Raw genomic sequence first — 20,516 nt, 5'->3', positions numbered from 1 at the left:
TTGTACCTTTGCAATCAGCAATTTAAATAAATGAATTTTCAAGTAGTATCCGATTACCAGCCGAAAGGCGACCAACCACAAGCAATTGAAAAATTGACTCAAGGGATTATTGATGGTGATAAATTCCAAACTTTATTAGGAGTTACCGGATCCGGAAAAACATTTACGGTGGCCAATGTGATTCAGGAAGTACAAAAACCAACCTTAGTTTTGGCACACAACAAAACGTTGGCAGCACAATTATACTCGGAATTTAAACAGTTTTTCCCGAATAATGCCGTGGAATATTTCGTGTCCTATTACGATTATTACCAGCCAGAAGCTTTTATGCCTGTAACTGGGGTTTTCATCGAAAAGGATTTATCCATCAATGAAGAACTGGAAAAAATGCGAATGTCAACCACTGCCTCGTTGCTTTCAGGGCGAAGAGATATTTTGGTAGTAGCATCTGTTTCCTGTTTGTACGGTATTGGAAATCCAATAGAATTTCAGAAAAATTTGATTCCAATTGAAAAAGGACAAGTCATTTCTCGTACCAAATTATTGCATCAATTGGTACAAAGTTTATATTCCAGAACCGAAGCCGATTTTAATCCTGGAAGTTTCAGGATAAAAGGTGATACTGTAGATGTGTATCCAAGTTATGCGGATGAAGCCTACAGAGTTCATTTCTTTGGTGATGAAATAGAAGAAATTGAAAGTTTTGACACCAAGAATTCCCAGGTTCTTGAAAAATTTGACAAGCTGACCATTTATCCGGCCAATATGTTTGTGACTTCGCCAGATGTCTTGCAAGGAGCCATTTGGGAAATCCAACAGGATTTAGTAAAACAAGTCGATTATTTCAAGGAAATTGGAAAACATCTCGAAGCAAAACGACTGGAAGAACGAACCAATTTTGATTTGGAGATGATTCGTGAACTTGGTTATTGCTCAGGAATTGAAAATTATTCTCGTTATCTCGATGGTCGTTTACCAGGAACGAGACCTTTCTGTTTACTCGATTATTTCCCTAAAGATTATTTAATGGTGGTAGACGAAAGTCACGTAACACTATCGCAAGTTAGTGCGATGTATGGCGGAGACCGGAGCCGTAAAGAAAATTTAGTGGAATATGGTTTCCGACTTCCCGCTGCAATGGACAATCGTCCTTTGAAATTTGAAGAATTTGAAGCCATGCAGAATCAGGTAATTTATGTTTCGGCAACACCAGCGGATTACGAATTACAAAAAACGGAAGGCGTTGTTGTGGAACAAGTGATTCGTCCGACAGGATTATTGGATCCTATTATTGAAATCCGACCAAGTTTAAATCAAATTGATGATTTAATTGAAGAAATTCAGGTTCGGTCAGAAATTGACGAACGCGTTTTAGTGACGACTTTAACCAAAAGAATGGCGGAAGAATTAGCTAAATATTTAACCAAAGTTAATATTCGTTGTCGTTATATCCACTCTGAAGTAGATACATTAGAACGAATAGAAATCATGCAAGATTTGCGAAAAGGAATTTTTGATGTGTTGATTGGTGTCAATTTACTTCGTGAAGGTTTGGATTTACCCGAAGTTTCTTTGGTAGCCATTCTAGATGCAGACAAAGAAGGTTTTTTACGAAGCCATCGTTCGCTTACGCAAACAATTGGTCGTGCAGCAAGAAACCTGAACGGAAAAGCGATTATGTATGCCGATAAAATTACGGCCAGCATGCAAAAAACCATCGACGAAACGAATTATCGCAGAACTAAACAAATTAATTACAACACTGCAAATAATCAGACTCCACAGGCATTAAACAAAAAAATAGAGAGTGCCTTTACTAAAAATCCTTTGGCCGATTATGAGTTAGGCTTAACGTTAGATACTGCTGCAGAACCTGAAAATTTGTATTTACCAAAACCTGAAATTGAGAAACTCATTCGGGAAAAACGCAAATCTATGGAGAAAGCAGCAAAAGAATTGGATTTTATGCAAGCTGCCAAATTACGTGATGATATTAAACGACTACAAGGACAACTGACCTAATTTTTTTTTAAATGAAATCTTAAAGTCAACACAAAATATTTTTTGATTTTAAATGACTTTTAAATTCATTTTTTTGGTGTAAAAACTTTTAAATCCAGTAAAGTTCTTTAAATTTGAGTGTAATTATTTTCTGATTGTTTCCTGAAAATTCATCCATTCAAATGAAATATCGCTTACTCATTTTTGTTTTATTCGGATTAATTTCATTGGCCTCAGCGCAATCTTCAAACGAGGATATTAAGAGCTTTGAAATAGAAAACAATTCCGATATCATAAAACCAAATCTGCTGTCCAATCACCCGCTGGGAATGTACATTTCCCGAATAAACCATAATTTTAAAGTTCGCTCTCCTGAGAAATTTTCCTTTTCATTAGATGTTTCAAGTGGAAATGTGATGTTGCCTTATGTAAAATCATACGAGTTAACAAACCCAACAGATCGAGAATACGCTGCCAATTTTCCTTGGCATGACCGAGAATTTAAATTTGACCTTAATACTGTTCCTGCCCAAACCAAAAAATTCATCGCCGATGGAGTGATCCGATCTTACAAATTCACGTTTTCCTTACCTTTAACTGCGCATCATGAACTTAATTTCGGCGTTCGTGCGTATTCATTAGACAAAGGAAAATATCCCTTTTCAGTCTTTACGTCTGATGAATCTATTGAGTGGTTTCACAGTACTATTGCCGGAGGTGAAGATCCTTTCTCAAGACGCTATTATGGATTAAACCAAGCGAAAATTTCCTATCGAGACGAAAATAATAATTTCATCACAATGAATAATGGCGACTTCAGAATACCGGGAATTGAGATAAATTATTTTTACTATCCGCAATTAAGAATGAACAAAAGCCATAAAATATACTTGAATTTCGGAACTCATTTAGGAATCAATATTTCGAGATATAATCCAGTGGCTGATATCGGAATTTCTTCATCGGCAATAAAAAAGATTGTTGTGAGAGACAAAAATATTTTAAGTATTGGCGTAAGTGCCGGCGCATTGAGACAACGATTTATTCAGTTTGGCGACAGAGTAAACATAAGCAATCAAACTTTTCTGTACAGTTTTGATGGACTTATTGATTACAAAAGAAAACTCAGCAACAAAAATTCGATTTCATACGGAATCAATTATGCTTTTCAGACATCCTACAACAAGAAGAAAGATTTTGACCATATTATTTTGACTGGAGAAAGAATTAAAACACATTGGCAACAAACTTTCTCACACTTGTATGAAAGTTTAGAAGGCTGGAGTTTTATTTGCACCTACTCTGTCAAGAAATTTTCTTATTACATATCATTACGAGAAGATTTGCGTTTGGATAATGCTCCTGATTTACAAACTAGTTTTGGAGTAAAAATGTCTTTTAAAAGGTAACCATAAATATTATTACGCAAATAGGTTGAGAAAACAACTAATTATGTTGCTCCTGAAAAACATTCAATAAAACTTCGCCATCTATTATCGCATTTGGTGCTTCATTCATCAACTTAAGAATTCGTTTTGTAGCTAGAGGATTAAGTCCCATTTCAAGTGCTATTTGTTGGATTGCAACTGATTCTTTTTGGTGTAAAAGTCCGTCACTATACATCAACAGAGCCAATCTGTAAAATTGTTGAATACGTAAAAACTCAGATTTGATCGGAATTTTTGGGAGTTCCTGATGAAATAAATCTTTAAAAACACTCTTCTCGAAACCCAGCTCATTCGCTACAATTGCTAAAAATTCATATTCCCTTTTATGCAAATGTCCGTCAACGGTAGAAAAAGCAATCATCTCTAAAACTAAACTCCTCTTTTCTTCGAATGTATTCATCTAATTATTATTTTTAGCTAAAATATTGTTTTTAAATCAAAACACAAAAACTAATAATGAATCGACTAAAGTTCCTACTCCTACTCTTCTTTTTTACTATACTAAAAATTACTGCTCAAGGCGAAGAGACAAAGAAAAGTAAAGCTTCAAAACAAGTTCCCACGTTTACTATTGAAGCACCACAGCTTCAAACTACAAAGAAAATTTGGGTGTATTTACCCCAAAATTACGTGACTTCTAAAAATAAATTTTCGGTAATTTATATGCATGATGCGCAAAATTTGTTTGACGCTAAAACATCCTATTCGGGAGAATGGAATGTGGATGAAAAACTAGACAGCCTAAAAGCGCAAGTTATTGTTGTAGGAATCGAACATGGAAATGACAAACGAATCGATGAATTAACGCCTTTTAAAAACGAAAAATACGGAGGCGGAAAAGCAGATAGCTATTTAGAATTTATCGTAAAAACATTAAAACCTCACATAGACAAAACATATCGAACAAAAACCAAAAAGAAAAATACGATTATTGTGGGAAGTTCCCTTGGTGGTCTTAATTCATACTATGCCATTTTAAAATATCCGAAAGTATTTGGAAAAGCAGGTGTTTTTTCGCCTTCTTTTTGGTTTACCAAAGACATATATAATTTAACTGAAAACTCTAAAAAGATAAAATCTAAAATCTATTTCCTGTGTGGAGATGCTGAAAGTGACGATATGGTTTCGGATTTGAACAAAATGGAATATTTACTAAATTCTAATCGATGTTACTGCCTCAATTTAAATAAAAAAACAATTGTAAAAGACGGAAAGCACAATGAAAAACTATGGCGCGACGGTTTTGTCGATGCAATTTTATGGCTTGGTTTCTAAAAAATCCTATTTCAAATAAATACAACAAATAGTAAAATTACACCTCAAATGGAACTAATATTAAGAGAATACGAGCTCAAATTAAAACATACGTTCACGATTTCGAGAGAATCGATTGACTCTCAGCCTTCTTTGATTGTGGAATTAAAAAGTGACGGTTATTCCGGTTTTGGCGAAGCAACTTCCAATCCATATTACAAAACAACCGTTCCGGTAATGATGCAGGATTTAGAAAAAATTCGGACCATAATCGAAACCACTACAAATGAAACTCCTGAAGATTTCTGGGCAAAAACACACCCGTATTTAAAACACGATATGTTTGCGCTATGCGCTTTGGATATGGCATACAATGATTTTTATGCTCGCAAAAAAGGAAAGAAATTATATGAATTGTGGAATTATACCACCGACAAAAATCCATTGACAGATTACACGATTGGAATTGCATCCATCGAAAAAATGGTTGCTAAAATGAAGGAGTTGCCTTGGCCGATTTATAAAATAAAATTGGGAACCAAAGAAGATATTGCCATTGTCAAAGAACTTCGGAAACATACCGATGCCATTTTTAGAATCGACGCCAATTGCGGTTGGGGCGTTGAAGAAACCATAAATAATGCTGTGGAATTGAAAAAATTAGGTGTAGAATTCTTGGAGCAACCCATGAAAGCTGACAATTGGGAAGGACACAAGGAAGTTTTTAAACATTCGGTTTTACCGATTATCGCTGACGAAAGTTGTATCATTGAAGAAGACGTTGCGAAATGCCATAATCATTTTCATGGTGTGAATGTGAAGTTGGTAAAATGTGGCGGACTGACACCTGGAAGACGAATGATTCAGGAAGCCAAAAAATTAGGGCTGAAAACGATGGTGGGCTGCATGACCGAATCAACAGTAGGAATATCAGCCATTGCGCATTTATTGCCACAATTGGATTATGTAGATATGGATGGCGCATTGCTTTTGGATGAAGACATAGCAACTGGCGTAACCATAGATTTTGGAAAAATAAGTTATTCAGAACTAAACGGAACCGGTGTAACTTTAATTTAAAATCAATTGAAAGTGAACCAATTCTAAATCTAAAATTGTGGTCCAATTGCTTTTAAACCGTACATTTGTAAAAAATTAGAATATGATGACAAATAACGATATCTTTAAAAAACTTCGCGTAGCTTTAATGTTACGTGACGATCAAATAGTTGAAATATTAGAATTAGTAGATTTTAGAATCACTAAATCAGAATTGGGTGCTTTTTTCCGTGACGAAAAACATGAAAATTATATGGAATGTGGTGACCAAGTGTTGCGCAACTTCCTAAATGCATTGGTAATTCACTTGCGTGGAACAAAAGAAAATCCAAAAAACCCAAATGATGTTTTAGCCAAACATAAAGCTCAAATTCCTGCAAAAGAAGGATCTAAAGACAGACCCGAGTTTAAGGCAAAACCAAGAGACGAGGAAAAATCAAGAGGTGACGAAGCACCTTCAAAATCAAGACCTGCTACAAAAAACACTTCAAAAAAACAATATCCAAAAGGAAATTCAAAAGTCCAAGTAGTAGAAAAAGTTAAATTCAACTTCGGTAAGAATAAAAAATCATAACAGTGAAAACAGCATTAATTATTGGAAGCACCGGTTTAATAGGTTCAGAACTATTGAATTTACTTTTAGATAGCAATGATTATCTTAAAGTGATCACTTTCGTAAAAAGAGATACAGGAATAAAGCATCGAAAATTAACGCAACACATCATTGATTTTGATAAGCCGGAAACCTACAAAGATTTAGTTGTTGGTGATGATTTTTTTTGTACCATTGGCACAACAATCAAAAAAGCAGGAAGTAAAGAAGCTTTTAGAAAAGTAGATTTTGAATATCCACGTCAGTTTTCCGCTTTTGCATTGCAAAACAAAGTCAAACAATTTTTGATTATATCTTCCCTCAGTGCTGATGCAAAATCCGGAAATTTCTATTTGAAGACAAAAGGAGAAATTCAAGATTTTCTTAAAGATTGTAATTTCGAAAGCGTTGCTGTATTGCAACCTTCACTCCTATTAGGAAACCGAACTGAATTTAGATTGGGAGAAAAAGTGGGTGCGTTTTTTATGAAAACACTTTCCTTCTTATTCCTTGGGAACTTGAAAAAGTACAAACCTATTGAAGCTAAAACAGTAGCGAAAGCACTTTTGAAAATTGCTCAAATAAATAATAAAGGTTTCAAAATATATGAATCGGATGTGATCCAAGAAATTGGAAACTAATACAATATCAAAATCCTGAATGAGAGTTCAGGATTTTTTGTATATTTAGTTTATCAAAATGAATTTACACCTTCAAATATGAAATGCCTGCTAACCTTCTCCATATTATTTTTTACAACACTATTTTTTGGACAAAAGAATAAAATTGAACAACCAGCCATGTTTTTTGATTCAAACTTTCTTTCGATAAATTCAATGGAATATATCGACCCAAATGAAATTGAATCAATAAATGTTGTCAAAAAGGATACTACAATAAATGGTGTTTTGTATCGTGGCCAAATTAACATTACTTCCAAAAATCCTAAGAAATATGATTTTATAAGCTTGGAACAAATTAAATCTGAATTTACAAAAATTAAAAGTAACGATGTCATATATATGGTAAATGGAGCATTTATAAAAGACAATATTGATACTTTCAAATTAGACCGAAACTATATTTTAAAAGTTGAAGTTACTAATTCAGAAGAATTTTATAATCTAAAAGAGGGTAATGCCAAATTTGACATTATCAACATCTTGGGTAAAACCAAAGAAAATTTAGAAAATAAAAATAAGATTTTATTAAGAGGTCATGAAGCAATAGGAGTTAAATAGATTTCCTTTTTTAAGGGTTAAACCCAATTTTAAGAACTACAACTTAACATAGAACATCCTACTTTATCTCTGGCCCAATCGGGTCTTTTGGCAAACCACTTTTGAAAATTTGGTTGTTCATCATACGGCTTTTTTAGCATTTCGAATAACTCGTTTAGCAAAGAATAATCTTCCTTATCTGCATCATCAATACACAATTGTGCCATGTAATTTCGCAGCACGTATTTTGGATTAACTAAATTCATCTGCTCTTTTCTTTCTGTATCTGAAAGTGTTTCTTCATTGATTCTAATGCTGTACTTCTCCAACCAATCGTGCCAATGTTTCAAAATCGTTTCATCCAAATCGTTTTCATTGTAAAAAGCCTCTTTTATGGAATTGAAAGCTGTTTCTGCTGAATCTGTTTTAGTTACAGAACTTAAATTTCTGAAGAAAATAGTCATGTCAGTTTCTACCTTTTCAAGCAATTGAGTCAAACTTTGAATCAAAATAATATCTTGTTCTTTTTTGATTTGTAACCCGAGCTTATTTTGCATCATATTCAAATACTCTTTTTCATAATCCGCACTAAAAGCATCTAAAATAGTTTCCAGCGGTTTCGCTTCCTGAATTAAAGGATACAACGCATTCGCCAATTGATACAGATTCCACAGCGCAATTTCAGGTTGATTGCCAAAACGGTATCTTTTATGTTGGTTATCGGTTGTATTAGGCGTCCAGCCGGAATTATAATTTTCCAACCAACCATAAGGTCCATAATCAATTGTGATACCGTGAATAGACATATTATCGGTATTCATAACGCCATGAACAAAACCTACGCGTTGCCAGTGCACAATCATATTCAGCGTTGTTTGAGTAACTTCTTGAAAAAACGCCAGATATTTTTCTACACCCTCTTTTTGAATATGAGAAAAATGATGTTTGATAGTAAAATCAGCCAGTAATTTGAGATTAACATGATCTTCACGCGAAGCAAATAATTCAAAACTACCGAAACGGATAAATGAAGGAGCCACTCTACAAACGATAGCGCCTTTTTCATAAGCAGGATTACCATTATACAAAACATCACGCAACACTTGATCGCCAGAAAGCATCAACGAAAGCGAACGCGTGGTAGGAACACCCAAATAATGCATCGCTTCGGCACATAAATGCTCTCGAATGGAAGAACGCAGTACGGCAAAACCATCTGCAGTTCTGGAATATGGTGTGGGCCCTGCTCCTTTTAGTTGTAATGTGTACGACTTATTTTCATGAACTACTTCAGTAAGATTGATAGCGCGACCATCTCCTAATTGTCCGGCCCAATTCCCAAATTGATGTCCAGCATAAGGCAAAGCATAGGGCTTAGTGCCAGGATAAATAGTACTTCCTGAAAAAGTATTCAAAAAATCAGCTGAAAGCATATCTTCCTGAGAAAGACCAATAGCATTAGCCACTTCAATTGAAGCATGAATTAGGGAAGGATTTGAAGGTTTTTTGGGTAATACAAATGAATAACAAGCTTGATGAACTTGTCTTGGAACATTAACTTGATTGGTATCAGCAGGTAATTCGTCAGTGAAATTATTTTGTATCTGAAGTTTCATAATTACTTAAAACATTAAAAACAAAGATAATTGTTGTAAACCAGAAAACTTTACACTTTCAATTATTATTGTGATTTGTTCAATCACAAAATTTATTTTATTCCAAAAAAAAAATCCTGTTCGCCGTAGCAAACAGGATTTTCAATATATAACATTTTTTCTAATTAAGAAAGTGCTGCTTTTACTTGATCCGCTGCTTCTTGGAATTCAACAGCAGATAAAATTGGCATTCCTGAATTATCAATTAATTCTTTTGCAATAGCTGCATTTGTACCTTGTAAACGAACAATGATTGGCACTTTAATTGCATCACCCATATTTTTGTAAGCGTCAACAACTCCTTGTGCCACACGGTCACAACGAACGATTCCACCAAAAATATTAATTAAAATAGCTTTTACGTTTTGATCTTTTAAGATAATACGGAAAGCAGTTTCAACACGTTTTGCATCAGCAGTTCCACCTACGTCAAGGAAGTTAGCAGGCTCAAAACCAGCATACTTAATTAAATCCATAGTTGCCATTGCTAAACCAGCTCCGTTCACCATACATCCAACAGTACCGTCAAGATCTACATAGTTTAATCCTACTTCTTTTGCTTCCACTTCGATTGGGTTCTCCTCACGAATGTCACGCATATCAGCATATTTCTTTTGTCTGTATAAAGCATTATCATCGATATTTACTTTAGCATCTACAGCCATAATTTTATTGTCAGATGTTTTTAAAACCGGGTTGATTTCAAACATCGAAGCATCAGATCCAATATAAGCATTGTATAAAGAATCGATGAATTTCACCATTTCTTTGAAAGCATTTCCAGAAAGACCTAGGTTAAAAGCAATTCTTCTTGCTTGAAAACCTTGTAATCCAACAGAAGGATCTACTTCTTCAGTAAAAATTAAATGAGGAGTGTGTTCCGCAACTTCTTCAATATCCATTCCACCTTCAGTAGAATACATAATCATGTTACGACCTGTAGCTCTATTCAATAAAACAGAAACATAAAACTCAGAAGTTTCACTTTCACCAGGATAATAAACATCTTCAGCGATTAAAACTTTGTGTACTTTTTTACCTTCAGCAGAAGTTTGAGGTGTAATCAATTGCATTCCGATGATTTGCTCTGAAATCTCTTCAACTTGTTGTAAATTTTTGGCAAGTTTCACTCCACCGCCTTTTCCACGTCCACCTGCATGAACTTGGGCTTTTACAACATACCAACTTGTACCAGTTTCGGCAGTTAATTGTTTTGCAGCAGCAACAGCTTCTACAGGGCTATTAGCAACGATTCCGCGCTGAATGCGAACTCCGTAGCTAGCTAAAATCTCTTTTCCTTGATATTCGTGTATGTTCATAATATAGAATTTGTCTGGCTTCTGAATTTCTTTCAGAATAAAAGTGCCACAAAAATAGCAAAATTAAACTTAACTGTTATTTTTTTTTTAATTAAATGTAGGTCAAATTTTTGTTCCAAGAAAGAATGGCTAAACCAATGTCAAAATATAAAAAATATAAAAATTAATTACAAATTTGTTATAAATAATCACGATTAATGATTAGCAAAATATTTCTTTCAAAATCAACGCTTTAATCAGTATTTTGTCATTTCCATTTTATCGAAAAATCAAATCGGATGTGTTTAAATATCATTATTGAGATTTATTCAACATTTTTCTATTAGAACTGTAAAAACAAGCCATTTTTAACCTTTACACCTATTATATGTTACTAAATCTTTAATTTTGTAGAAAAAAATTTAAGCATGAAAGTTAAAGAACAAGGCCTTTATTTGCCCGAATTTGAACACGACAATTGCGGAGCAGGATTCATTTGTAATTTAAATGGAATTAAGTCAAATGATATTATACACAAAGCACTGGATATTCTAATCAAATTAGAACACCGGGGCGCTGTGAGTTCAGATGGCAGAACTGGAGATGGAGCAGGAATATTATTTGATATCCCACATGATTTTTTTAAGAAAGTTTGTGAATTTGATATCCCGGAAACTAAGGAGTATGCCGTAGGAATGGTTTTTATGCCAAAAAGTAAAAATCAAGTTGTTTTTTGTAAAACTACTTTTGAAACTTCGATACGCGATCAAAATCTAGAAATATTAGGATGGAGAGACGTTCCGGTAGACGCAACAAATTTAGGACGAATAGCCGGCGAGAAAGAACCAACAGTAAAACAAGTATTTGTAGGTAAAAATGGTTTAGACCTTACGGAACAACAATTTAACGCTAAATTATTTGCAGCGAGAAAAATAGCAGAACATGCGATTCGAAATTCAAGAATTTCAGAAAGTCACATGTTTTATTTTTCCAGTTTCTCAACTACTACAATAATATACAAAGGATTGTTGATGCCGGAAGATATCAGCAGGTATTACACGGATTTATTGGATGACGATTTGGTAACCCGATTAGCTTTGGTTCACCAACGTTTTTCTACCAATACATTTCCATCTTGGGAATTAGCACAGCCTTTCCGTTATATGTGTCACAATGGTGAAATCAATACACTTCGTGGTAATATTAGCCGCATGCGTGCTCGTGAAGAACTGATGAAAAGTGATGTTTTTGGTGATGATATCAAAAAATTATTCCCAATTATTTTAGAAGGAAAATCAGATTCTGCTTCAATGGATATGGTAATTGAACTGTTATTGATGACTGGTCGTTCTTTGCCGGAAGCCATGATGATGGTCGTTCCTGAAGCTTGGGAAAAACACCAAACGATGTCATCCGAGAAAAAAGCATTTTATGAATATAACGCTTGTATCATGGAGCCATGGGATGGTCCGGCTTCTATTCCTTTTACTGATGGAAACGTTATTGGTGCTTTATTGGATAGAAATGGATTACGTCCTTCACGATATACATTGACTAAAAGTGGTTTCGTAATTATGTCTTCAGAAATTGGTGTTCTCGACATCAAACCAGAAGATGTGATACAACACGGTCGTTTAGAACCCGGAAAAATGTTTCTTGTAGATATGAACGAAGGGCGAATTATTGAAGATGACGAAATCAAAAATGCTATTGTTACCAAACGTCCTTACAAACAATGGTTGGATGAAAATTTAGTACAATTGGCTCAAATACCATATACTGACAATCCAATTCCTGTTGAAAACATAGATTTTGAAACAAGACAAAGACTCTTTGGATACACGTTGGAGGATTTAAAAACAATCATAAACCCAATGGGAGCTCAAGGCACAGAAGCATTAAGTTCCATGGGAAATGATACTCCGTTAGCTGTTTTGTCAGATCAGCCACAGCTTTTATACAACTATTTCAAGCAGTTGTTTGCTCAGGTTACCAATCCACCATTGGATGGTATCCGTGAAGAAATTATTACTGATATCAGTTTAGCGATTGGTGGAGATTATAATATTTTTGACATTGTTCCAAAGCATTGTAAAAAACTAAAAATCCAAAATCCAGTTATTTCAAACGAGGATTTAGATAAAATAAGAAACATTGATCATGCTGATTTCAAATCAGTCACTATTTCTACATTATATGACATAGAAAAAGGAGTAAACGGATTAGAACGCGCTTTAGAAAGAGCGGTACAAGCGACTTTCAAAGCAGTTTCTGAAGGGTGTAATATTGTAATTATTTCTGACAGAGGTGTGAGTGAAAAAATGGCTCCAATACCAATGTTACTGGCGTGTTCTTACATTCATCATTCGCTTAACATTCTAAAAGTTCGTTCTAAATTTGGAATCATAATTGAATCCGCAGAACCTCGGGAACCACATCATTTTGCCTTATTATTTGGTTACGGAGCCAGCGCAATCAATCCTTACATGGTGAATGAAATAATTCACAACCAAGTAAACGAAGGTTTTATTACTGGTGTAAAAGCGGATTATGCCATCAAAAATTATAACAAAGCTATTGCAAAAGGGATTCTGAAAATCATGAATAAAATTGGTATCTCGACGTTACATTCGTACAGAGCGGCACAAATTTTTGAAATTTTAGGATTAAACAAAACATTCACTTCTAAATACTTTCCTTATACTCCTTCCCGAATTGAAGGAATTGGTCTAATGGAAGTCGAAAAAGAAATCAAGAAAAGATACCAAAAAGCATTTCCAAATTCAAAAGTGAGTAATTTGCTGCCTTTAGAAATTGGAGGAATTTATAGATGGAGAAGATCGGGAGAAAAACATATGTTTAATCCAACGACGATTTCTAAACTACAACAAGCAGTACGTTTAAACAGTCCTGAGAGTTATAAGGAATACTCTAAAATGGTCAATGATCAAAGTGAAAACTTGATGACTATCAGAGGTTTATTTGAATTCAATAACTTAGATCCTATTTCAATTGATGAAGTGGAACCTTGGACTGAAATTGTAAAAAAATTCAAAACTGGTGCCATGTCTTATGGATCTATCAGCCAAGAAGCGCATGAAAACCTAGCGATTGCCATGAACAGAATTGGTGGAAAAAGTAATTCTGGAGAAGGTGGAGAAGATCCAAAACGTTTCCAAAAAGACTTAAATGGAGATTCCAGAAACAGTGCTATCAAACAAGTAGCTTCTGGAAGATTTGGGGTTTCTATCAACTATTTGACAAACGCCAAAGAGATACAAATAAAAATGGCTCAAGGTGCAAAACCTGGAGAAGGTGGTCAATTACCCGGAGAAAAAGTAGTGCCGTGGATCGCCGAAGTTAGGAATTCTACGCCTTATGTTGGATTAATTTCACCTCCGCCGCACCACGATATTTATTCTATTGAGGATTTATCACAGTTAATTTTTGATTTAAAAAATGCCAATCGTGAAGCTAGAATTAATGTAAAATTAGTTTCTGAAGTAGGTGTTGGAACAATCGCTGCCGGAGTTGCTAAAGCAAAAGCCGACGTGATTTTGATTTCAGGATATGACGGAGGAACTGGAGCTGCACCTTTAACTTCACTGCAACACACCGGTATTCCATGGGAACTTGGACTTGCCGAAGCACAACAAACATTAATCTTAAATGATTTAAGAAGTCGTGTAGTTTTAGAATGTGACGGACAATTGAAAACAGGACGTGATGTCGCAATTGCTGCATTACTTGGAGCTGAGGAATTTGGTTTTGCAACCGCGCCTTTAGTTGCATCTGGTTGTATCATGATGAGAGCATGTCACTTGAATACTTGTCCAGTTGGTATTGCAACGCAAGATCCTGAATTGAGAAAAAATTTCAAAGGAACGCCGGAACACATCATCAACTTCATGTATTTTATTGCTGAAGAGTTGAGAGAAATCATGGCACAACTTGGATTTAGAACACTTAAAGAAATGGTGGGACAATCTCAAAAATTGAATGTCAATAAAGCCATCAAACATTATAAAGCAAGTGGATTAGATTTATCTACAATCTTATATAAACCAGAAAAAGCTAAAGAAGTTCCAAATCACAATACAACTACACAGGACCATGCTTTAGAACATGTACTTGATTTTGAAATTATAAAAGCGGCTATTCCTTCTATTTATAGAAAAGAAAAAACAAGAGTTACTTTTGACATCAAAAATACAGACCGTTCAGTTGGCGCTATATTGAGTAATGAAATTTCAAAAATATATGGCGCTCAAGGTTTACCTGAGGATACCATATTAGTTGATTTTACAGGATCAGCAGGACAAAGTTTTGGTGCTTTTGCAACTAATGGTTTATCATTTAAAATTCATGGAAACTGTAATGATTATCTAGGAAAAGGGCTTTCTGGAGGTAAACTGATTATCAAAGTACCACCTGCTGCAACTTTCAAACCAGAAGAAAATATCATCATTGGTAACGTTGCACTTTATGGAGCAATTACTGGTGAAGCATATATAAATGGTATGGCCGGAGAACGTTTTTGTGTGAGAAATTCTGGAGCAACAGCTGTTGTAGAAGGGATTGGAGATCATGGTTGCGAATATATGACTGGAGGAACCGTCGTAGTTTTAGGAAAAACAGGAAGGAATTTCGCAGCTGGAATGAGCGGTGGTATTGCGTATGTTTTTGATCCAAATAAAAAATTCGACGCTACCTTATGTAATATGGAAATGGTTGCTTTTGAAACATTGGAAGAAGAAGATTTTACAAAACTGAGACGTTTGATAAAAAATCATTCTATGTACACCAACAGCCCTTTGGCAAAAAGGATTTTAGAAGATTGGGAAAACCAACGCGGCCATTTTATCAAAGTAATGCCAACAGATTACAAAAAAGCATTGCAAAGATTAGCCGAAGAAAAACAAATTGAAGAACTACTAGCACTATAGTTATGGGAAAGATAGGAGGATTTAAAGAATATAATAGAACTGACGAAAGTAATATAGTTGTTGAAGAACGTGTTTCAAATTACAATGAATTCACAATTACATTACCTAAAGATAAAATCAAAGAACAAGGATCCAGATGTATGGATTGTGGTATTCCTTTTTGTCACAGTGCTTGTCCATTAGGAAATTTGATACCAGATTTTAATGACATGGTGCATCAGGAAGAATGGGAAAGCGCCTTGAAAATACTACAATCAACCAATAATTTTCCAGAATTTACTGGTCGTTTATGCCCTGCTCCATGTGAAAAATCATGTGTGTTAGGAATTATTAGCGAGCCTGTAGCTATCGAAAATATTGAAAAAAATATTATCGAAAGAGGTTTTGCTGAAGGTTGGATCAAACCACAAACATCAGAAGTTAGAACAGGAAAAACAGTCGCTGTAATAGGTTCTGGTCCTGCTGGTTTAGCGGCTGCACAACAATTAAATCGTGCAGGACACACCGTTACTGTTTTTGAAAGAGACAATGCCATTGGTGGATTGTTACGCTATGGGATTCCAAATTTCAAATTAGAAAAAGGAATTATAGACAGACGCGTTGCTGTTTTAGAAGCTGAAGGAATTACTTTTAAAACGAATGTAAATGTTGGCGTAAACTATAGTATTGAAGAATTGAACACTTTTGATTCTATCGTATTATGTGGTGGCGCAACAGAAAGACGAAGCTTACCAACCAAAGGAATAGAAAGCAAAGGAGTCGTTCAGGCAATGACTTTCTTGACACAACAAACGAAATCTTTATATGGTGAGGAAATTCATGATCAAATAATGGCGACCGGTAAAGATGTGATCGTTATTGGTGGTGGAGATACTGGTTCTGATTGTGTGGGAACTTCAAACAGACACGGTGCAAAATCAGTTACTAACTTTGAGATTTTACCAAAACCACCAATTGGAAGAAGTGAAACTACTCCTTGGCCATTTTGGCCATTGCAATTAAAAACTTCCTCTTCACATGAAGAAGGTTGTAATAGAAACTGGTTAATCAACACCAAAGAATTCATTTCTAATGAAAGTGGCCAACTCGTAGGTTTAAAAACCGTTGAAGTGGCTTGGAAAATGACACCTGGACAAAGACCTGAATTGATAGAAAAAGAAGGTTCTGAAAAAATTTGGCCTTGTGATTTAGCTTTATTAGCACTTGGATTTACAGGTCCTGAAAAAACATTAAGTGATCAATTGGGATTAGAAATTGATATGAGAAGCAATTATAAAGCAACTAATTATCAAACGAATGTACCGCATATTTTTACTGCTGGGGACATGCGAAGAGGACAATCATTAATTGTTTGGGCAATATCTGAAGGTCGTGAAGCTGCAAGAGAAGTCGATAAATACTTAATGGGTTATACCAATTTACCAACTAAAGGAAATGGCGATTTACCCAACTTGTAGCTCCTGATACCAATATATAACCCTTGATAGAAAAATTTTGTCAAGGGTTATTTTTTTTTAAAAAATTTCAAATAAATGTTTAATTTATAACTTTTTGTTAGAATTTGTTAGAATTCATCCATTAGCTTGTGGGACTAAATAAAGAGTAATAAATTTGCTCAAAATTAATAATCATGCAATCAAAAGACTTAGTACAATTAGCAGAACAATTTGGCAGTCCATTATACGTTTATGATGCCGAAAAAATACAATCTCAATACAACAGATTAACTAAAGCTTTTTCAAAGGTAGAAAAGTTGCGCATCAATTATGCAATGAAGGCTTTGTCGAATGTTGCTATACTTCAGTTATTGAAAGAAATGGGTTCAGGATTAGATACTGTTTCCATTCAAGAAGTATTATTAGGACTACATGCAGGCTATGAACCAGAAAAAATATTTTATACTCCAAATGGTGTTTCTCTTGAAGAAATTGAAGAAGTTTCAGCTATGGGAGTTCAAATCAATATCGATAATTTATCCATATTAGAACAGTTCGGAACAAAATATCCAAATGTTCCAGTATGCATCCGAATAAATCCGCACGTAATGGCTGGTGGAAATGCAAATATATCTGTTGGTCATATTGATAGTAAATTTGGTATTTCGGTACACCAATTACCTCATTTAGTTCGTATTGTTGAAAATACAAAAATGAACATTGTGGGTATTCACATGCACACAGGTTCTGACATTTTGGATATCGAAGTATTTTTGTATGCTGCTGAAATATTATTTGATGCCGCCAGAAACTTCAAAAAACTTGAATTCCTAGACTTTGGAAGTGGATTTAAAGTGCCTTATAAAAAAGACGATATCGAAACTGATATTGAAGAATTAGGTAAAAAACTATCAAAAAGATTCAATGCTTTTTGTACCGAATACGGAAAAGAATTAACTTTAATATTTGAACCAGGGAAATTTTTAGTAAGTGAAGCAGGTTTCTTTTTGGCTAAAGTAAATGTCGTTAAACAAACTACTTCAACAGTTTTTGCGGGAATAGACAGTGGTTTTAATCATTTGATTAGACCAATGTTTTATGGTTCACAACATCATATCGAAAATATATCACATCCAAAAGGGAAAGAGCGCTTCTACTCCGTAGTAGGATATATTTGCGAAACTGATACTTTTGCTAATAACAGAAAAATTGCAGAAATAAAAGAAGGTGATATTTTATCTTTTAGAAATGCAGGAGCTTATTGCTTCTCCATGGCTTCCAATTATAACTCGAGATACAAGCCCGCCGAAGTTTTATGGATGAATGGTGAAGGCCATTTAATCAGAGCACATGAAACCTTTGAAGACTTACTTAAAAATCAAATTCCGTTACCCGTTGCTGTAACATCAGTGTAAAATAAAAAAATCCCATTCGCTACTAATGCAAATGGGATTTTTTAATGATATGCAATACAATTATTTCTTATCAAGCATCGTGTCTAAAACTTCAGATTCTGTTCCATTAGGAAATGGAATCTTCAACATTTGTGAAAGCGTTGGTGCAATTTGAGTTATATATTTTTTAGCATGCAATTCTCCTTTTGGAACCTGCCAGCCATAAAAAAGTAAAGGTACGTGTGTATCATAACTATTAGGTGAACCATGTGTAGTTCCAGTGGCTTGATATTGCATATAACCCGTTTTATCAAGTATAACAATATCACCATTTTGTTTTGGATCATATCCTTTAGAAATAAAACTCAAAAAATAATCATCTCCTGACGAAGCTAAAATTTCTTCTTCAGTATACACCCTTTTAACTTGTTCTTGCGTCATCAAAAAGTCTTTGAAACTTTGTTTGACTTTTGTCAATTCTAAGCCTTTTTGCTTAATAATTTCTTTATTAAAAAAAAGATTAAAGTTAGAATAATCCAAAATCAAATCTGCACCAAAGCTTTCATTTGAATGTTTTTTTAATGCCTCAACAATGTCTTTCGAGGGAATATTTTTTACATTGTATTTGTTATCTTTTAGATAATTAGGATTCTCAGCTCCGGCATGATCAGCAGTCAGAAAAAGCAAATAATTATCCTTTCCAACCGTTTTATCTAAATAATTTAAAAACTGAGCCATAGTTTGATCTAAACGCAAATAAGTATCCTGTAACTCCATAGAACGAGGTCCAAAAGTATGTCCTACATAATCTGTTGATGAAAAGCTAACAGTTAGAAAATCTGTTATTTCATCTTTACCTAATTCTTCTTTTTCAATGGCTTTCATAGCTAATTCCGCCAAAATATCATTTCCAAAAGGTGTAGTTCTCAAAACGTCTGCTCCTTTTTCTTTATACATTTTACTTAAATCGTATGGAAAAACGGGTGCGTTAGCTTTATCTAATTTTCCTTCATAAGGATTATCGTCAGGAAGACTTTCATTATAAGTAGCTATTGGCTTCAATAATTCCCAACCCTTATTAATATAATTCATATATCGTTTTTCTTGGTTGAATTCCGTTACCCAATTCGGTAATATTGTGCCATAAAAAGTACTTGAGATAAAAGCTCCCGTTTTGCTATACCAAAATGCCCAATTAGCAAAATGACCCGCCGGCAAAATTGCACCACGATCTTTAACACTTAATCCGATTACTTTTCCTTTAAAATTTGTTGCCATTCTCAACTCATCAGTAATGGTAGTACTTAGCAAATTTTTTGGAGACATAGCTCCCTCCTTTTCTATACCATCCCCTACTGTTTTAACAGAAGCATCATCAGTACAATACATATCCTTTCCAGTAGCTTTATTGAACCAATCATTCCCTACAATACCATGAGTGGACGGAGTAGTTCCTGTGTATATACTCGCATGACCCGGAGCCGTATATGTAGGTACATAATTGTAATGCATATTGTGAAAAGTATATCCATTATTCATCAATCTTTTAAAACCATTTGCAGAAAAATCATCTGAAAAACGATATAAGTATTCCATTTTCATTTGGTCTACCACTATACCTACCACTAGTTTTGGGCGTTCTTGAGCTTGTGAGTTTAAAGACATAATAAATGTCAAAAACAAAATAATTCTTTTCATATTATATTTTTATATTTAAAACAAAAATACAACATAAAGTTTAATCAAACTCTGAACAAACATTTTAGGATAATAAATTAATCTATTCTTAACTTAATCAAAAATACAGATTGCCATATATGGATAGTTTTGTAGCTATTTAAGAGAGATTTTGTTCGACAAATATTACAATAGAAGAAATATATACCTATATAAAATTTATATGAATGAAAAAAAAATCATTTTATTACTTGATACATCTACTTATGTTAAGCAAAATATGAAAAAGAGGTTAAAAGATAAATTTTATATGTATGAGTTTCATAGGTCATTACAAACTGGATTATACACAAACAATCCTAATCAAATTCATGTTGAGGATTCTTTAAAGAAAGACGACCAGCCGAGAGGTTGTTCAAATACTTCGGAGAGTTGTAAAACAAAAAAGCCTATCTTTTCAGATAGGCTTTTCAAAGAAAGGCGACGACATACTCTCCCACATAACTGCAGTACCATCTGCGCAGGCGGGCTTAACT

At 34.2% G+C, this 20,516-nt stretch carries 15 protein-coding genes; 11 read left to right on the top strand and 4 right to left on the bottom strand.

All coding sequences use genetic code 11. The features are described from left to right. The first annotated feature begins 30 nt into the window (after nucleotides 1-30). A complete protein-coding gene (gene uvrB, locus BC952_RS10115) occupies nucleotides 31-2,022 on the top strand; it encodes an excinuclease ABC subunit UvrB (protein WP_121365561.1) in 1,992 nt (663 codons plus the stop codon). Nucleotides 2,023-2,183: 161 nt separating this feature from the next. Continuing rightward, complete coding sequence (locus BC952_RS10110) at nucleotides 2,184-3,410, top strand: hypothetical protein (protein WP_121365955.1); 1,227 nt, start codon at nucleotides 2,184-2,186, stop codon at nucleotides 3,408-3,410. A gap of 37 nt (nucleotides 3,411-3,447) precedes the next feature. On the opposite strand, the gene BC952_RS10105 is transcribed toward BC952_RS10110, so the two are convergent. Beyond that, nucleotides 3,448-3,849, bottom strand: coding sequence for an excinuclease ABC subunit B (locus BC952_RS10105; RefSeq protein WP_121365560.1), 402 nt, complete (start codon nucleotides 3,847-3,849; stop codon nucleotides 3,448-3,450). Between the two features lie 56 nt (nucleotides 3,850-3,905). Here BC952_RS10105 and BC952_RS10100 point away from each other — a divergent pair, with 56 nt between their 5' ends. The 5 genes from BC952_RS10100 (at nucleotide 3,906) to BC952_RS10080 (ending at nucleotide 7,595) form a co-directional block, all read left to right on the top strand. After that, nucleotides 3,906-4,724: an alpha/beta hydrolase gene (locus BC952_RS10100; RefSeq protein WP_121365559.1), complete on the top strand. Its 819-nt coding sequence runs from the start codon at nucleotides 3,906-3,908 to the stop codon at nucleotides 4,722-4,724. Nucleotides 4,725-4,772: 48 nt separating this feature from the next. Beyond that, on the top strand, nucleotides 4,773-5,783 hold the full coding sequence (locus BC952_RS10095) for a dipeptide epimerase (protein WP_121365558.1): 1,011 nt from the start codon (nucleotides 4,773-4,775) through the stop codon (nucleotides 5,781-5,783). Nucleotides 5,784-5,868: 85 nt separating this feature from the next. Beyond that, nucleotides 5,869-6,336, top strand: coding sequence for a DUF1456 family protein (locus tag BC952_RS10090; RefSeq protein WP_073207685.1), 468 nt, complete (start codon nucleotides 5,869-5,871; stop codon nucleotides 6,334-6,336). Between the two features lie 2 nt (nucleotides 6,337-6,338). Continuing rightward, on the top strand, nucleotides 6,339-6,995 hold the full coding sequence (locus BC952_RS10085; protein WP_121365557.1) for a Rossmann-fold NAD(P)-binding domain-containing protein: 657 nt from the start codon (nucleotides 6,339-6,341) through the stop codon (nucleotides 6,993-6,995). 195 nt (nucleotides 6,996-7,190) lie between these two features. Then, nucleotides 7,191-7,595, top strand: coding sequence for a hypothetical protein (locus tag BC952_RS10080; protein ID WP_147405273.1), 405 nt, complete (start codon nucleotides 7,191-7,193; stop codon nucleotides 7,593-7,595). A 29-nt stretch (nucleotides 7,596-7,624) separates the two neighbouring features. On the opposite strand, the gene BC952_RS10075 is transcribed toward BC952_RS10080, so the two are convergent. Together BC952_RS10075 and sucC are read right to left on the bottom strand one after the other, a co-directional pair. Further along, nucleotides 7,625-9,193 (bottom strand): protein adenylyltransferase SelO, encoded by a 1,569-nt coding sequence (locus tag BC952_RS10075; RefSeq protein WP_208639987.1) that lies wholly within the window; start codon nucleotides 9,191-9,193, stop codon nucleotides 7,625-7,627. Between the two features lie 161 nt (nucleotides 9,194-9,354). Continuing rightward, entirely contained in the window at nucleotides 9,355-10,548 is a 1,194-nt protein-coding gene (sucC, locus tag BC952_RS10070; protein ID WP_091166566.1) for an ADP-forming succinate--CoA ligase subunit beta, read from the bottom strand. A 407-nt stretch (nucleotides 10,549-10,955) separates the two neighbouring features. Between sucC and gltB the strand changes: the two genes are divergently transcribed. The 3 genes from gltB to lysA all read left to right on the top strand — a co-directional run bounded on the left by gltB (nucleotide 10,956) and on the right by lysA (nucleotide 18,324). Then, entirely contained in the window at nucleotides 10,956-15,473 is a 4,518-nt protein-coding gene (gene gltB / locus BC952_RS10065; RefSeq protein WP_121365554.1) for a glutamate synthase large subunit, read from the top strand. Between the two features lie 2 nt (nucleotides 15,474-15,475). Continuing rightward, nucleotides 15,476-16,930, top strand: a complete 1,455-nt coding sequence (locus tag BC952_RS10060; protein ID WP_121365553.1) for a glutamate synthase subunit beta — start codon at nucleotides 15,476-15,478, stop codon at nucleotides 16,928-16,930. Between the two features lie 173 nt (nucleotides 16,931-17,103). Continuing rightward, on the top strand, nucleotides 17,104-18,324 hold the full coding sequence (gene lysA, locus BC952_RS10055) for a diaminopimelate decarboxylase (protein ID WP_121365552.1): 1,221 nt from the start codon (nucleotides 17,104-17,106) through the stop codon (nucleotides 18,322-18,324). Nucleotides 18,325-18,384: 60 nt separating this feature from the next. Here the strand turns inward: lysA and pafA are convergent, their stop codons facing one another. After that, on the bottom strand, nucleotides 18,385-20,001 hold the full coding sequence (pafA, locus tag BC952_RS10050) for an alkaline phosphatase PafA (protein WP_121365551.1): 1,617 nt from the start codon (nucleotides 19,999-20,001) through the stop codon (nucleotides 18,385-18,387). 202 nt (nucleotides 20,002-20,203) lie between these two features. Between pafA and BC952_RS14920 the strand changes: the two genes are divergently transcribed. Continuing rightward, on the top strand, nucleotides 20,204-20,516 hold a 313-nt coding region (locus BC952_RS14920), incomplete at its 3' end, for a hypothetical protein (protein ID WP_208639983.1).

This window comes from Flavobacterium limicola, assembly GCF_003634755.1.
In the GTDB taxonomy this organism is placed as follows: domain Bacteria; phylum Bacteroidota; class Bacteroidia; order Flavobacteriales; family Flavobacteriaceae; genus Flavobacterium; species Flavobacterium limicola.
This window is presented reverse-complemented; position numbering and strand designations above follow the sequence as displayed.